This window comes from Burkholderia sp. PvR073, assembly GCF_054055695.1.
This window is the reverse complement of record NZ_JBSRXO010000003.1, coordinates 304,121-318,613: the sequence shown is the minus strand read 5'-3', so window position 1 is coordinate 318,613 and position 14,493 is coordinate 304,121. Positions and strand designations below refer to the sequence as shown.

Sequence of the window (14,493 nt, the reverse complement as noted above, 5' to 3'; positions counted from 1 at the left end):
GCTAAACGGAGTCCATGATGGCCTCGAACGAAACCCGCCGCGGTGCCGCCGAGATGGTCGTCGCGATGATGATGTCCGGCACGATCGGCTGGCTCGTGATGTCGTCGCAGCAACCGCTCACCAACGTCGTGTTCTTCCGCTGCCTGTTCGGCGCCGCGACGCTCGCGATCGTCTGCGCGGCGCTCGGCTTCCTGCGCCGCGCGCTGTTCTCGCCGCGCATGCTTGCACTCGCGACGCTCGGCAGCGTCGCGATCGTCGCGAACTGGCTGCTGCTGTTCGCCGCGTATTCGCGCGCGTCGATCTCGATGGCGACCGCCGTCTACAACACGCAGCCGTTCATGCTCGTCGCGCTCGGCGCGATCGTGTTCCGCGAACGGGTCAGCGCATCGACGATCACGTGGCTCGCGCTCGCCTTCGTCGGGCTCGTGTGCGTGGTGCGGGTCGAGCCGGCGGTGCTCGCGGTACCCGGCGAATATCTCGAAGGCGTCGCGCTGTCGCTCGGCGCGGCGTTCCTGTACGCGGTGTCGTCGATCGTCACGAAGCACCTGAAGGGCACGCCGCCGCATCTGCTCGCGTTGCTGCAGGCCGGCCTCGGCATCGTGCTGCTCGCACCGTTCGCCCACTTCGGCACGTTGCCCGCGACGCCCGCGCAGTGGCTCGATCTCGTCGTGCTCGGTGTCGTGAACACCGGCCTGATGTATGTGCTGCTGTACGGCGCGATCCAGAAGCTGCCGGTCGCGATGACGGGCGCGCTGTCGTTCGTCTATCCGGTCGTCGCGATCATCGTCGATCGCGTCGCGTTCGGGCAGACACTCGCGTGGACGCAGGTGCTCGGCGCGCTCCTGATCCTGCTCGCGGCGGCCGGCGTGAACCTCGGCTGGCGCATCGTGCCCGCGCGTCGCGCGACCGTCGGCAACTGAAACGCTCGTGCGATTCGGCGGGCTGTTTCGGCTCGTCGCCAGGGCTGGCTGCCGCGCCTGTTGGCGCCGCGTCCGGGAACGCGGATTGCCCGCGAAAAATGCCGTAAGGAGTTGTAGGGAAACACCCGATGCGACGCCGCAGCGTCGCTCGTATGATGCGGGCTGTGACGTTGATCACGTTCACAGGATTCCGATCTCATGCCGTTCGCCAGACAGGCCGAACGGCATTTTTTTATGCGCCGCTCCGGGCGAGCAGGCGCCGCCGCGCGTCGAGCCGCGTGAGCAGCGCGCGTCTCGCATCGTCGTCCGACGCGCGCCATCCCTTGATCTCGTCGCGCGTGCGGAGGCACCCCGCGCACCAGTCGGTACGCGGGTCGATCCTGCATACGTCGGTGCACGGCGACGCGACCGTGCCGACCAGCACCGGCACGTCGCTCATGCGTCGTTCCTCAACGCGACGTCGGCGACCGGCGCGCCCGTCAGCGAGACGAGCTCCTGCGGCGACAGGTTGAACACCGCGTGCGGATGGCCGGCGGCCGCCCACAGGCTGTCGAGCGCGAGCAGGTCGGCGTCGATCAGCGTGACCGGTTCGACGAGATGGCCGATCGGACACACGCCGCCGATCGCGTAGCCGGTGTGGTCGCGCACGAACTTCGCATCGGCACGGCCGACCGGGCCGACCTGGGCGGCGACCTTCTTCTCGTCGACGCGGTTCACGCCGCTCGCGACGACGAGCACCGGCAGCCCGTCCGATTCGCGCCGAAACAGGATCGACTTCGCGATCTGCGCGACCGAGCAGCCGAGCCCGGCCGCGGCCTCGGCGGAGGTCTTGCCGGTTTCGGCGAGCATCACGATGCCTTTCGAATGCCCGCGCTCGCGCAGCAGCAGCGCGACGCGCCGCGCGGAATCGGGGAGGGAGTCGAATGAGGTGGGTGTCGTCATGGAGAATCCGTGAGTGGCGGGGTCAGACGCAGCTCGGCGCGTCGGTCGCGCTCTGCGCCTTGGCGAGCAGCGCGCGGCCGGCGCGCGACACGTTCGCGCGGCCGATCGCGTTCGAGATGAAGTCGCCGGCGGCGACCACCTGCGCGAGGTCGATGCCGGTGTCGATGCCGAGGCCCTGCATCAGGTACAGCACGTCCTCGGTCGCGACGTTGCCGGTCGCGCCCTTCGCGTACGGACAGCCGCCGAGGCCGGCAACCGACGCGTGGAAGATCTCGATCCCTTCGAACAGCGCCGCGTAGATGTTCGCGAGCGCCTGGCCGTAGGTGTCGTGGAAGTGGCCCGACAGCCGTTCGCGCGGAAACACGCGCGTGACGGCCGACAGCACTTCGCGCGTGCGCTTCGGCGTGCCGACGCCGATCGTGTCGGCGATGTCGATCTCGTCGCAGCCGAGCGCGGCGAAGCGTTCGACGACGTCGACGACCGACGCGACCGGCACCTCGCCCTGGTACGGGCAGCCGAGCGTGCACGACACGCTGCCGCGCAGCCGCACGCCGGCATCCTTCGCGGCCTTCGCGACCGGCTCGAAGCGCGCGATGCTCTCCGCGATGCTGCAGTTGATGTTCCGTTGCGAGAACGCCTCGCTCGCCGCGCCGAAGATCACCACTTCGTCCGCGCGTGCGGCGAGCGCGTTCTCGAAGCCCTTCAGGTTCGGCGTGAGCACCGAATACACGGTGCCCGCGCGACGCTCGATGCCGGCCATCACGTCGGCGCCGTCGGCCATCTGCGGCACCCATTTCGGCGACACGAACGACGCGGCCTCGATGTTGCGGAAACCGGCGCGCGACAGCCGGTCGACGAGCGCGATCTTCACGTCGGTCGGCACGAAGGTCTTTTCGTTCTGCAGCCCGTCGCGCGGGCCGACTTCGACGATCTTGACGGCAGTGGGGAACGTCATGGTTGTCTCCAGTTTGTATAGGGCGGAATTCAGTAGCCGCGCGCGTAGTCGACGATGCCACCGACACGCTCGCCGCGCTCGAGCGCGCGGATCTTGCCCGCGATCTGCTCGACGGCTTCGTCGCGCAGCGTCTCGGCCGAGCAGTGCGGCGTGATCGTGATGCGCGGCGCGTGCCAGAACGGATGATCGGCCGGCAGCGGCTCGTGCTGGAACACGTCGAGCGTCGCCGCGGCGAGCTGGCCACTTGCGAGCGCGTCGAGCAGGTCGGCTTCGACGAGATGCGCGCCGCGTGCGACGTTCACCAGGTACGCACCCGGCGCGAGCCGGGCGAAAGTGCGCGCTGACAGGATCCCGTCGGTATCGCGCGTGCTCGGCAGCAGGTTCACGAGTACTTTCGCGCCGTCGATGCACGCGTCGAACGCGTCGTCGCCCGCGAAGGTCTCGATACCGTCGAGCTGCTTCGGGCCGCGGCTGTAGCCGCGCACCGGCAGGCCGAGCGCGGCGAGCGCCTGCGCGACCTGCGCACCGAGCACGCCGAGGCCGAGCACCGCGACGGTGAAGTGCGCGCGCGGATGCGGTTCGAGCACCTGCCAGCGGCGCTCGCGCTGCAGCGCTTCGTATTCGTCGAAGCGGCGCAGGTAGCGCAGCACCGCGTGCGTCACGTAGTCGATCATCTGCTGCGCCATGCCCGAATCCTCGAGGCGCACCAGCGGCACGTCGCGCGGCAGCGTGCCGGGATGCGCGCGGTCGAGCGCGAGCAGCGCGTCGACGCCCGCGCCGAGATTGAAGATCGCGCGCAGGCCGTCGCGCGGCGCGAACAGCTCGCGCGGAGCGCGCCACACGAGCGCGTAGTCGGCGGCGGCCGTGTCGCCCGGCTGCCACGCGCGCAACTGGGCGTCGGGCAGCGCCTGCGCGATCGCGTCGCGCCATGCGTCGGCTTCCTGGTGCGGCGAATAGAACAGGATCTTCATGTGCTTACTTCGCGAACAGCTGGCCGATGTCGGCGAACGCCTTGAATTCCAGCGCGTTGCCGCACGGATCGAGGAAGAACATCGTCGCCTGCTCGCCAACCTCACCCTTGAAGCGGATGTGCGGCTCGATCACGAAGCGCGTGTGTGCAGCCTTGAGTTTATCGGCGAGCGCATGCCATTCGTCCATCGACAGCACGACGCCGAAATGGCGCACGGGCACGTTGTCGCCATCGACCGGATTCACCGCGCTTGCGCCGGTTTCGTCCGGCGCGAGATGCGCGACGAGCTGGTGGCCGAAAAAGTCGAAGTCGACCCAGTGATCCGAGCTGCGGCCCTCGGGGCAGCCGAGCAGGCCGCCGTAGAACGCGCGCGCGTCGGCGAGGCTCGATACGGGAAAGGCAAGATGGAACGGGCGCAGCGCGCCGGCGGGCGTAGCGGACATCGGGCGTCTCCTGTCGATCGGACCCGGCGCGGCGGCGCGCGGGTTCGATCCGATGCATGGCAAGCGGGAAGCCCACATTCTACGGTTTCGCGGCGTGTTGCGCCGCCGCGGGGCCGCCGACGCGCGCCGCACGGCCCGCACCGGCGCGCCGGCCCCGGTGGCCGTCCCCGGTGCCCGTCGCCGGTGGCCGTCCCGCACAAAAGCAAAGCACAAAATATTGGTTCGGCCGCCGCGCGCGGCGCGCCACAATCGAACCTCGTCTCCAAGCAAAGCAAGCGAGGGCAATCATGCGCGCATGCAGCAAATCGGCGTGGCCGCCGCGGCTCGTGACCGTTCCGGGCCTGCACGGCAGCGAAGGCGCCCACTGGCAGACCTGGCTGGAGCGGCAGTTCCCGCGTTCGCTGCGGGTCGAGCAGGCCGACTGGGACGCCCCCGATCTCGCGCGCTGGGCGCAGTCGGTGCGCGCGCTGCTCGAGCGCGAGCGCGGCCCGTTCGTGCTGGCCGCGCACAGCTTCGGCTGCCTCGCGGCCGCGCATGCGCTCGCGCAATGGCCGCAGGCGGCCGACGTCGCGGGCGTGCTGCTCGTCGCACCGGCCAGTCCGAGGAAATTCACGTTCGCCGGAGCGTTCGACGCGCGCCGGCTCGCGGTGCCGTCGATCGTGATCGGCAGCGAGACCGATCCGTGGATGCCGCTCGCCGATGCGCGCACGCTCGCGCAGCGGCTCGGCAGCGCATTCGTGAACCTCGGTGACGCGGGGCACATCAACACCGCGGCCGGCTTCGGGCCGTGGCCGCGCGCGAAATATTTCGTCGACACGCTGGTGCATTGCGCGGCGCCGCTGCGCTTTCGCGATGCGGACGACGGCTTCGACGCCGCGCTCGTCGACCGCGCGCTCGCGCACGCGATCTGACACTCATCGGCACGCGCTGCGCGGCGGGGGCCGCGCAGTGTCGTGACACCGCTACGACGCGGAGACGGGCGCCACCGCGGCCGGATCCGAGTAGCTCGACCGGCCGTTCTCGACGTGACCCGCGAAGCGGCGCGAGAACGTGCCGTTCGCGCCGTCGCTCACCGTAACGTCATACCAGTGGTGGCTCGATGCGAGCGCTCACTGCTCGACGCGCTCGTCGCCGCCGTGCAGCGTCACCTGGCGCGCGGGCGCGCCGTATGCGTTGTCGGCCAGCGTCAGCGTGACGTGACCCGCGCCATGGTTGCGCAGCTTCAGGTACAGGTTGCCGTTCGCGATGTCGTAGCCGGCCTTCACCTCCGGCTGCGCGTGGTTGCGGCGGCGCGCGGTCGCGGCCGACACGTTGCCCGCGAACATCCGGACGAAGCCGTTCGGCCCGTACACCGAGAACGCATACACGCCGTTCGTCTCCGTCAGGTCGAAGTCCGCGTGCAGCACGCGGCGCGCGCCGACCGTGTAGCGCCACGGGCCGTCGGTGCGGTTCGTCGCGTACACCTGGAAGTGCGCGCCCTGGTTGCCGCGGTTCGCGAACTCGATGCGCAGCGTGTTGCCGCCGTCAATGCTCGCGTTCACATGCAGTTCGTAAGGCAGCGCGCGTGCGGGCCGCACGCCGGGTTCCTGCGGGACGATCGGCGATGGCGTCGCGGGCACGGTGGGCGCGGGTTGCGACGTGCATTGCTGGTCGGCGATCGAGCGGTACTGGCTCGTATCGGGCAGCGACGGAAACGATGCATCCGACGAGCGGAAGTCGAACGCGGCGGTGAGGTCGCCGCAGACGGTGCGGCGCCACGGCGTGATGTTCGGCTCGTCGATGCCGAAGCGCTCGCCGATGAAGCGGATCACCGACGTGTGGTCGAACACCTGGGAGCACACGAAGCCGCCTTTCGACCACGGCGACACGACCGTCATCGGCACGCGCGGCCCGAGGCCGTACGGCAGCCCGTCGGCGGTGTAGCTGCCGCCGCGGCCGGGGTTCACGACGGTATGCAGCTCGCCGTCGGTCGTCACGGTCGATGCGCCCTGCGCGGCCGACGTCGGCGGTTGCGGCGGCACGACGTGGTCGAAGAAGCCGTCGTTCTCGTCATACATGATGAACAGCACGGTCTTCGCCCACACGTCCGGATTCGACGTCAGCGCGTCGAGGATCTGCGACGTGTAGTTCGCGCCGTACGCGGGCGTGTATTTCGGATGCTCGGAGAACGCGGCGGGCGGCAGCAGCCACGACACCTGCGGCAGCCGGTCGTTGATCACGTCGTCCTTCAGGTTGTCGAGCGTGCGCACCGTCTGCGCGCGCTGGTACAGCGACGAGCCCGGCTTCGCGTTGATGAAGTTCGTGAAGTTCTGCAGGATGTTCGTGCCGTAGTTGCCGTTGTACGGGTCGGCCCACGTGAGCCCCTGCTGGTAGATCTGCCACGACACGCCGTGAGCCTCCAGCCGTTCGGGGAAGGTCGTCCACGACAGCAACTGGTACGCGGGCGGCAGGTCGCCGTCGACGTAGTCGGCGTTGTCGAGCAGCGGGCCGCCGAACTTGCCGGTCGGGTCGACCGTCCCCGTCATCAGGTACGAGCGGTTCGGGTGCGTCGGCCCCGGCAGCGAGCAGAAGTAGTTGTCGCACACGGTGAACGCATCGGCGAGCGCATAGTGGAACGGGATGTCCTCGCGCACGTGATAGCCCATCGTCATGTCGGTCTTGTTCGCGGGCCACTGGTCGTAGCGGCCGCCGTCGATCGCCGCGTGGGTCTTCGCCCACGAGTGGTCGAGCGCGCCGAGGCACTGCGCGCTGGTCGTCTTCGTGTCGAGCCGGAACGGCAGCACCGGTTTCGTCGGGTCTTCCTTCGACGGCTGGTACCACACCGGCTTGCCGTTCGGCAGCGGGATCGGGAAGCGGTCGTTGTAGCCGCGCACGCCGCGCAGGTGTCCGAAGTAATGGTCGAACGAGCGGTTCTCCTGCATGAACACGACGATGTGCTGCACATCGCGGATCGTGCCGGTGCCGCGCGCGGCCGGAATCGCGAGCGCGCGGCGGATCGATTCAGGGAACGCGTTGAGCGCGACGGCGGCGCCCGCTGACTGTGCGACGGTATGCAGGAAACGGCGGCGGCTGGATGACGTCATGTTATTTCACCTCGGTTCTGCGATCGGGGACGGGACAGGAACGGCGGGATCAGTGCGGCGACGACGCGGCGACGCCGGACGCGCCCGCGTTCGTCGCGGGCTTGGCGTCGTCGTCATCGTCGGGCGGGTAGTGGACGACGGGCGGCGCGAGCGGTGCGGCTTCCGACGCGGCGGCGCTCGCGCCCGCGCCGCTGTTGAATGCGCTCGCGGAGCCGGACGATGCCCCGGCCGGTGGCGAGCCGTCGGCCGCGTGCGTGTCGTGCGGCGCGTCGTCGCTGCAGGCGGCGACGAAGGTGGCGGCACACAGAACGACGACGAGGGCAACGCGACGCATGACTTCTCTCCTGGCAGGCGGATCGGGAAACGATTTCCAGTATGCCGATGCGATGCGACGATTCGGTGAATCGTTTGCAACCGGGGCGTGATCGCGAAAGGCTTTCGTGAAGCTGACCGGATGCTTTCGCGAAGCATCGCAGGCTCGCAGGGCGGGATTTTCCAGCGGATGCGGAGGCCGCATGTATTTACACGCGACGCGCGTGCGACGTGACGACGGAAGTGGCTGGTCGGCTGGGTGCACGTTCTGAAGGCCCCCGTGCGGGTTCGGCAAACCGGCGCCGGCCCGCTAGCGCGCAAACAGCGGGTACGTCGCGCCTGCGATCAGCGCGGCGGCGAGCCAGACCACGCTCCACGAACTGACGGCGAGCAGCGGCGGAATCGCGAGCGGTGTGGCGAACAGTCCGAGATAGACGATCGTGTTTGCCATCCCGAGCGCGGTGCCCGCATGGTTCGCGCCCGCGAGCGTCGCGAGTTCGGTGTACGCGACGCCGTGCCAGGCCGACACGCAGATGCCGGCGAACACGAGAATCGCGACGATCGCGGCGAGCGGCACGTGCGGGCTGCCGGCGGTCGCGGCCGCGAGCAGCGCGAACGATCCGGCCGCCACGCACACCGACCCGCGCAGATACGCGCGCCGGTTGCCGTGCCGATCGGTATGACGACCACTCCAGACCCGCATCACCATCGCGCCGAGTTGCAGCGCGACCATCGCCGCGCTGATGCCGGCGAGGCCGAGCCGGCCGAAATCGTGCAGGAACACGGTCGCGAACGTGAGCACCGCGAACTGCGGCGCACACAGCGCGCCGATGCCGAGCACGATGCGCCACACGCGACCGCTCGCGAGCGGGCTACGCGCGGCCGCGGCCGGCGATTGCTGTGCGACGGGGCGGTGCGCGGCGGGCCCGTGCGCGGCGGCGGGCGCGTCGGGCGGTTCGTGCAGCCAGCGCCACGTCAGCGCGGCCGATCCGGCACACAGCAGCATCAGCGCGCCGTACACCGCGGCGAAGCCGGCATGCGATGCGAGCGACGGCAGTAGCGCCGCGCCGACGCCGCCGCCGAGCGGTACGGCCGTCTGGCGGATGCTCATCGCGAGCCCGCGTTCGCGTTCGCCGAACCAGCGCATCACCGCGCGTCCGCTCGAGCCGTTCACGCTGCCGCCGAGCAGGCCGACGCAGCCCATCGCCGCGACGACGCGCATGAGCGGCGGCACCGCGTGCGCGCTCGGGACGATCGTGATCACCATCAGCGCCAGCATCGCGGCCGTCGCGACGAGGCCGGTGAGCAACACGCGGCGGTCGCCGAAACGGTCGGCGGCGATCCCCCACGGCAGCTCCGACAGCGCGACGCCGAAGCCGAGCGCGCCGAGCACGAGGCCGAGTGCGCCGTTGTCGAGGTGGTAGGCCGAGCGCATCCACACGGCGGTGGTCGGAATGCCGGCCGCGGCGGCGGAAAAGCTCATGTTCGCGGCGACGCCGGCCGCGAGCACGCGCCAGCGATGGGCCGGGCCGCGCGCGTCGTGCGCGGGCGAGGACGGGGAAGCGAGGCAGGAGGTATCCATGGCGACAGAGCCCGTTCGGAAATTGACATCGCCAGTGTGGCGACCTACATTCATCCTGAAAATCGGAAAGTTTTTGATGAATCGTTCGATAAAACGGGATGGTTGACATGTCCGGACAAGACAATGCGTACGGCGTGGCGTCGCTCGCGGCACCCGATGCCACGCTCGCCCGGCCGAACTTCGACATCGCGGCGTTGCGCAGCCTGGTGGCGGGCGTGGATCTCGGCAGCTTCGCGAAGGCTGCCGATCGCGTCGCGCGTTCGTCGTCGGCGGTGAGCGCGCAGATCCGCAAGCTCGAGGAGCAGGCCGGCACGCCGCTGTTCGTGAAGGCCGGGCGCGGGCTCGCGCTGACCGACGCCGGCGACGCGATGCTGCGCTATGCGCGGCGGATGATCGAACTGAACGACGAAGCGGCCGCGGCGGTGCGCGGCGTGAATCTCGACGGCTGGGTGCGGGTCGGCCTGCAGGAGGATTTCGGCGAAGCGATCCTGCCCGACGTGCTCGGGCGGTTCGCGCGTGCGCATCCGAAGGTGAGGATCGAGGCGCGCGTCGCGCGCAACGCCGAGCTGCTCGAGCGGCTCGACGCGAACCAGCTCGATCTCGCGCTGGTGTGGGGCGACCCGGCGTCGGCGACGCTCGTGTCGCGCGCGGGCATCGACAGCGACGCGATCGCGCAGGTGCCGATGCAGTGGATCGCGGCGGTCGGCGCGGCGGGCTTCGGCATGCCGGACGGCGGCGGCCCGGCGGATGCGGGCGACGACGGCGATGCGAGTCTTCGTGTGATGCGCGCGTCGGGCGAGCCGCTGCCGCTCGTCGTGTTCGACCGGCCGTGCCGCTTCTTCGGCGCGGCGACCGACGCGCTCGATCGCGCGGGCGTGCCGTGGCGCGTCGCGTTCACGACGCCGAGCCTGGCCGGGCTGTGGGCCGCGGCGGCAGCCGGCCTCGGGCTGACGGTGCGCTCGCACTATGGGCTGCCCGCGTCGGTGCGCGTGCTCGACGCGACGTCGTTCGGGCTGCCCGAACTGCCGAGCCTGCCGCTGATGCTGCTGCGGCGTACGTCGTCGGCGACGCCGACCGTCGAGCGGCTCGCGCGGATCGTCACGCAGGCGGTGCGGGACGCGACGCAGGAAGAGGTGGGGGCGCTGGCGGCTTGACGCAACGTTCCGGAGCGCAGGCTCGGCATGCGTCGGCACGCCTCTGTCGATCGGCCGAATGGAGCGATCAGGTGAACGGGACTACAGTGATGGACACCTGAAACGGAGGTCATCATGCAAGACGTGAACCTGCCCAACGGCATTGCAATCGGCCCATCGCAGCAGGGCGACGTAGCGAGCCCGGCTGACGGGATTCACGTCGATCCAGTCGAGTCGGCGAAGTTGCCCATTCGCTTTGGCGTTCTGCAAGGTCAGGCGTGGATCGCGGATGATTTCGACGCACCGTTGCCGCCGTATCTGCTGGACGCGTTCGAGGGACGCTGATGCGCCTGTTGCTCGATACGCACATCTTCTTGTGGATCGTGACTACCATCGCGACCCGTTCGATCGCTTGCTCGTCGCGCAGGCTCGGCATGAACCGCTGCAACTCGTAACGGCCGACGCCCAGCTTGCGCGGTACGGCCTGTCTCTCGTTCTGACGGTTTGAAACAATCTGGCGAAGATTCGCCCATCGTCCGAGCCGCGCGTCGCGTCGCGGCCTATGCGGCGGCACTGTCCGGCGCGATTGACCCGAGCGTGGCGAGAATGGCGGCCAGCCTGTCCCGCAACCCGTCGCTCGCCGGCACGAACGGCAGCCGCAACCCGTCCTCGCACCACCCCTGCGCGGCCAGCACCGCCTTCACCGGGGCCGGATTCGGCTCCGCGAACAGCGCCGCGACCAGCGGCTGCAGTGCGACCGACAGCTTGCGCGCGTCGGCGAGCCGGCCGTCGCGCAGCAGCGCATGGATGCGCACGTGCCACTCGGGCAGCACATGCGCGCTGCTCGCGATCGCGCCATGCGCGCCGGCACACAGCGCGGCGAAGTTCTGATTGTCGTCGCCGGAAAGGATCGCGAGCGGCGTGTCGTGCACGAGCCGGCTCATCCGGTCGAGCGTGCCGCCGCACTCCTTGATGCCCGCGACGCGCGGGTCGCGCGCGAGCGCCTGCAGCGTCTCCAGTTCGACGTTCACGCCGGTGCGGTACGGGATGTTGTAGACGAGGACCGGCAGGTCGGCCGCGTCGACGATCGCTTCAACGTGGCGGCGGATGCCGTCCTGCGTCGGCCGAACGTAGACGGGCGGCGTGACGAGCAGCCCGTCGGGCCGTAGCGCGGCGAGTTCGCGTGCGCGCGCGGCCGCGAAGTGCGTCGCGCTCGCGGTGAGCCCGACGACGACCGGCAGGTCGGGCACCGCATCGCGCAGCGTCGCGAACACGGCGTCCTGTTCGCGCGCGTCGAGCAGCACGCCTTCACCGGTCGTCGCGCCCGCGACGAAACCCGCGATACCCGCCGCCGCATAGTGGCGCGCGAGTCGCGCGAGCGCGCCGTGGTCGACCTCGCCGTCGTGGAACGGCGTGATGAGCGGCAGCCAGATACCTTCGAAACGTGTGTGCATGCAAAGCCTCATGGTGGAAACGGAGTGGGAAGGAACCGTTCCGCCGGCGAGGTGCCGGAGCGAGGCGTGCGAGCAAGGAAAAAGAAACGACCTGCGGGCATCCCGTCCGGCATTCGCCTGACGGGACGCGACGTCCCCGTCAGTCGAGGAGTCGTTTTTTCAGTTTCAGCCCGGCCGCGCGCGCACCTGCCGCGAAGGCGGCAAGGATCGACGACGAGCGCAGGGCAGCGGACATGGATGAACCGTGAAAAGGGCTGAGCGGCGATCTTAACATCGGAGCCGGCGCGCACGCGAGCGTGCGTGCGCCGGTTAGCAGAATTCGAGATTTGCTTTGCACGACAGATTGGAAGGCGTGCGACGCCCGGCCGCTAGAATGCCCGCTTACGTTTCGATGACAGCGCGCACGCGTGCCGTCACGCACCTTCAACACCACTGGAACGGGGCATATCACGATGGCAAGCATCAAGGGGATCGGTCGCTGGCTGCACACGGGCACCGCGGCGGCGCTGGTCGTGGCGGCAACGGCCGCGCACGCGGACACGTCGATCCTGAACGTGTCGTACGACGTGACGCGCGAGCTGTACAAGGACATCAACACGAGCTTCGCCGCCGCGTACAAGCAGCAGACCGGCGAAACCGTGACGATCAAGCAGTCGCACGGCGCGTCGAGCGCGCAGGCGCTGTCGGTACTGCAGGGGCTGCAGGCCGATGTCGTGACGATGAACCAGCCGAACGACATCGACCTGCTCGCGGAGCGGGGCCAGTTGCTGCCGAAGGACTGGCGCGCGCGCTTCCCGGACAGCAGCTCGCCGTACTCGACGACGATGGTGTTCCTCGTGCGCAAGGGCAACCCGAAGGCGATCAGGGACTGGAGCGATCTCGCGAAGCCGGGCGTGCAGGTGATCATCGCGAACCCGAAGACGTCGGGCAACGGCCGCTACGCGTATCTCGCCGCATGGGGCTATCAGAAGCAGAAGGGCGCGACCGACCAGCAGGCGCTCGACTTCGAGAAGGCGATCTTCCGCAACGTGCCGGTGCTGGACTCGGGCGGCCGCGGCGCGACGACGACCTTCACGCAGCGCGGCATCGGCGACGTGCTCGTCACGTTCGAGAACGAAGTTGCGCTGATGGACACGGGCGCGTCGGGGGCGGAATTCGATCCCGTGTACCCGTCGGCGAGCATCCTGGCGGAGCCGCCCGTCGCCGTCGTCGACAAGGTCGCCGACAAGAAGGGCACGCGCAAGATCGCGCAGGCGTATCTCGACTACCTGTACACGCCGCAGGCGCAGGAGATCATCGCGCAGCACCACCTGCGCCCGCGCGACGCGAACGTGCTGAAGAAGCACGCGGCCGAGTTCAAGCCGCTGAAGACGTTCAGCGTCGAGCAGGTTTTCGGCAGCTGGGCGAACGCGCAGAAAACCCACTTCGCCGACGGCGGCACGTTCGATCGCGTGATCGTCGACCGCAAGTAGGCGGCACGCCGCACGCCGCGCGCGTGCCGGCAGGATGACCGAGCAGCCGGCCGCCGATGCGGCCGGTTTTTTTTCGCGCCGGCGCGCGCAAGGCCACTGCGCATCGCTCGCGCCGCACCCGCCAGGCCGCCGCGCATCGCCCCGCATCGCTGCGCATTCCCGGCCGCCGCCCCCCGTGCTACGCTCATCGCCTCCTTGCTTCTGGCCTTGCGCGATGAACGTCGATTCGTCCTCCCCAGCTTCCCGCGGCCGTGGCCGCAAGCTCTGGTCGGGCACCCGCCCCGTGATCGCGTACGGGATGCCGCCGCTCGGCTGGCGCGACCTCTATCACCGTGCGCTGACGGTGAGCTGGCCCGTATTCTTCCTGTCGCTCGCGATACTGTTCCTGCTGCTCAACGGCGGCTTCGCGGCGCTCTACCTGCTCGGCGACGCGGCGATCGCGAACCAGTCGCCGGCCGGCTTCGGCGGCGCGTTCTTCTTCAGCGTCGAGACGCTCGCGACGGTCGGCTACGGCGACATGCATCCGCAGACCGTCTACGCGCACGTGGTCTCGACCTTCGAAATCTTCATCGGGATGTCGGGCATCGCGATGGCGACCGGGCTCGTGTTCGCGCGGTTTTCGCGGCCGCAGGCGAAGATCCTGTTCGCGCGGCTGGCGATCGTGCGCCCGCTGAACGGGCGGATGACGCTGATGGTGCGTGCCGCGAATGCGCGCCAGAACGTGATCGCCGAAGCGCAGGCGAAGCTGCGGCTGATGCGCGTCGAGGGTACGCACGAGGGTTATACGCTGCGCAAGATCCACGACCTGCCGCTCGTGCGCAGCGAGCATCCGATCTTCCTGCTCGGCTGGAACCTGATGCACGTGATCGACGAAACGAGCCCGCTGTTCGGCGAGACGGCCGAATCGCTCGCCGCGCGCGACGCGTCGCTGCTGATCACGATCGAGGGCTCCGACGAGACGACCGCGCAGGTCATGCAGGCGCGCTACTCATGGACGCATGCGGACATCTGCTGGCGTCACCGCTATGTCGACCTGATGCATGACGAAGACGGCATCACGCATATCGACTACACGCATTTTCACGAGGTCGTGCCGGTCGACGCCGATAGCGACGAACGCGGTTCGCCGGGCGTGATCGAGGACGGCTCGGCGGCGCAGGCATCCGGGCCGGCTGCATGACGTTGCCGACCGGCGCGAACGGGCGCCGGCGCTCGGATGCAACCGCC

Annotated in this window: 14 protein-coding genes and 2 pseudogenes; 7 read left to right on the top strand and 9 right to left on the bottom strand. The window is 69.5% G+C overall.

The features are described from left to right. The first annotated feature begins 17 nt into the window (after window positions 1-17). Window positions 18-920 carry a DMT family transporter gene (locus ACVK00_RS13170; RefSeq protein WP_228905984.1) on the top strand — a complete coding sequence of 301 codons (903 nt, stop codon included), beginning with the start codon at window positions 18-20 and terminating at the stop codon, window positions 918-920. 232 nt (window positions 921-1,152) lie between these two features. On the opposite strand, the gene ACVK00_RS13165 is transcribed toward ACVK00_RS13170, so the two are convergent. The 5 genes from ACVK00_RS13165 to ACVK00_RS13145 are packed head-to-tail and all read right to left on the bottom strand — an operon-like array spanning window position 1,153 to window position 4,230. Continuing rightward, window positions 1,153-1,359, bottom strand: coding sequence for a DUF1289 domain-containing protein (locus ACVK00_RS13165; RefSeq protein ID WP_284894288.1), 207 nt, complete (start codon window positions 1,357-1,359; stop codon window positions 1,153-1,155). Beyond that, window positions 1,356-1,862: a YbaK/EbsC family protein gene (locus tag ACVK00_RS13160; RefSeq protein WP_011658094.1), complete on the bottom strand. Its 507-nt coding sequence runs from the start codon at window positions 1,860-1,862 to the stop codon at window positions 1,356-1,358. The genes ACVK00_RS13165 and ACVK00_RS13160 overlap by 4 nt, the downstream gene beginning before the upstream one ends. 22 nt (window positions 1,863-1,884) lie before the next feature. Then, on the bottom strand, window positions 1,885-2,817 hold the full coding sequence (locus tag ACVK00_RS13155) for a hydroxymethylglutaryl-CoA lyase (protein WP_011658093.1): 933 nt from the start codon (window positions 2,815-2,817) through the stop codon (window positions 1,885-1,887). Window positions 2,818-2,846: 29 nt separating this feature from the next. Then, window positions 2,847-3,788, bottom strand: coding sequence for a 2-hydroxyacid dehydrogenase (locus ACVK00_RS13150; RefSeq protein ID WP_284894289.1), 942 nt, complete (start codon window positions 3,786-3,788; stop codon window positions 2,847-2,849). A 4-nt stretch (window positions 3,789-3,792) separates the two neighbouring features. Continuing rightward, window positions 3,793-4,230: a VOC family protein gene (locus ACVK00_RS13145; protein ID WP_006762228.1), complete on the bottom strand. Its 438-nt coding sequence runs from the start codon at window positions 4,228-4,230 to the stop codon at window positions 3,793-3,795. Between the two features lie 287 nt (window positions 4,231-4,517). Here ACVK00_RS13145 and ACVK00_RS13140 point away from each other — a divergent pair, with 287 nt between their 5' ends. After that, entirely contained in the window at window positions 4,518-5,141 is a 624-nt protein-coding gene (locus tag ACVK00_RS13140) for an RBBP9/YdeN family alpha/beta hydrolase (protein ID WP_012364853.1), read from the top strand. Between the two features lie 51 nt (window positions 5,142-5,192). Here ACVK00_RS13140 and ACVK00_RS13135 read toward each other — a convergent pair. From ACVK00_RS13135 to ACVK00_RS13125, 3 genes and pseudogenes are all read right to left on the bottom strand, one after another. After that, window positions 5,193-7,313, bottom strand: a pseudogene (locus tag ACVK00_RS13135) (phosphocholine-specific phospholipase C). 49 nt (window positions 7,314-7,362) lie between these two features. Beyond that, complete coding sequence (locus ACVK00_RS13130) at window positions 7,363-7,647, bottom strand: hypothetical protein (RefSeq protein ID WP_284894290.1); 285 nt, start codon at window positions 7,645-7,647, stop codon at window positions 7,363-7,365. A 288-nt stretch (window positions 7,648-7,935) separates the two neighbouring features. Continuing rightward, entirely contained in the window at window positions 7,936-9,207 is a 1,272-nt protein-coding gene (locus tag ACVK00_RS13125) for an MFS transporter (RefSeq protein WP_284894291.1), read from the bottom strand. Window positions 9,208-9,314: 107 nt separating this feature from the next. On the opposite strand from ACVK00_RS13125, the gene ACVK00_RS13120 reads away from it, so the two are divergent. The 3 genes and pseudogenes from ACVK00_RS13120 to ACVK00_RS13110 form a co-directional block, all read left to right on the top strand. Further along, the gene (locus ACVK00_RS13120) at window positions 9,315-10,361 is read left to right on the top strand and encodes a LysR substrate-binding domain-containing protein (RefSeq protein WP_284894292.1); all 1,047 of its coding nucleotides are present in this window, start codon (window positions 9,315-9,317) and stop codon (window positions 10,359-10,361) included. Window positions 10,362-10,475: 114 nt separating this feature from the next. Then, on the top strand, window positions 10,476-10,685 hold the full coding sequence (locus ACVK00_RS13115; RefSeq protein WP_284894293.1) for a hypothetical protein: 210 nt from the start codon (window positions 10,476-10,478) through the stop codon (window positions 10,683-10,685). Window positions 10,686-10,728: 43 nt separating this feature from the next. After that, a pseudogene (locus ACVK00_RS13110) lies at window positions 10,729-10,848 on the top strand (PIN domain nuclease); the annotation flags it as partial. Between the two features lie 52 nt (window positions 10,849-10,900). Here the strand turns inward: ACVK00_RS13110 and dapA are convergent. Next, window positions 10,901-11,794, bottom strand: a complete 894-nt coding sequence (dapA, locus tag ACVK00_RS13105) for a 4-hydroxy-tetrahydrodipicolinate synthase (RefSeq protein ID WP_284894294.1) — start codon at window positions 11,792-11,794, stop codon at window positions 10,901-10,903. A 452-nt stretch (window positions 11,795-12,246) separates the two neighbouring features. On the opposite strand from dapA, the gene ACVK00_RS13100 reads away from it, so the two are divergent. Together ACVK00_RS13100 and ACVK00_RS13095 are read left to right on the top strand one after the other, a co-directional pair. Further along, window positions 12,247-13,266 (top strand): sulfate ABC transporter substrate-binding protein, encoded by a 1,020-nt coding sequence (locus ACVK00_RS13100; RefSeq protein WP_166725563.1) that lies wholly within the window; start codon window positions 12,247-12,249, stop codon window positions 13,264-13,266. Window positions 13,267-13,480: 214 nt separating this feature from the next. Further along, window positions 13,481-14,446 (top strand): ion channel, encoded by a 966-nt coding sequence (locus tag ACVK00_RS13095; protein WP_228905956.1) that lies wholly within the window; start codon window positions 13,481-13,483, stop codon window positions 14,444-14,446. Window positions 14,447-14,493: the final 47 nt, after the last annotated feature.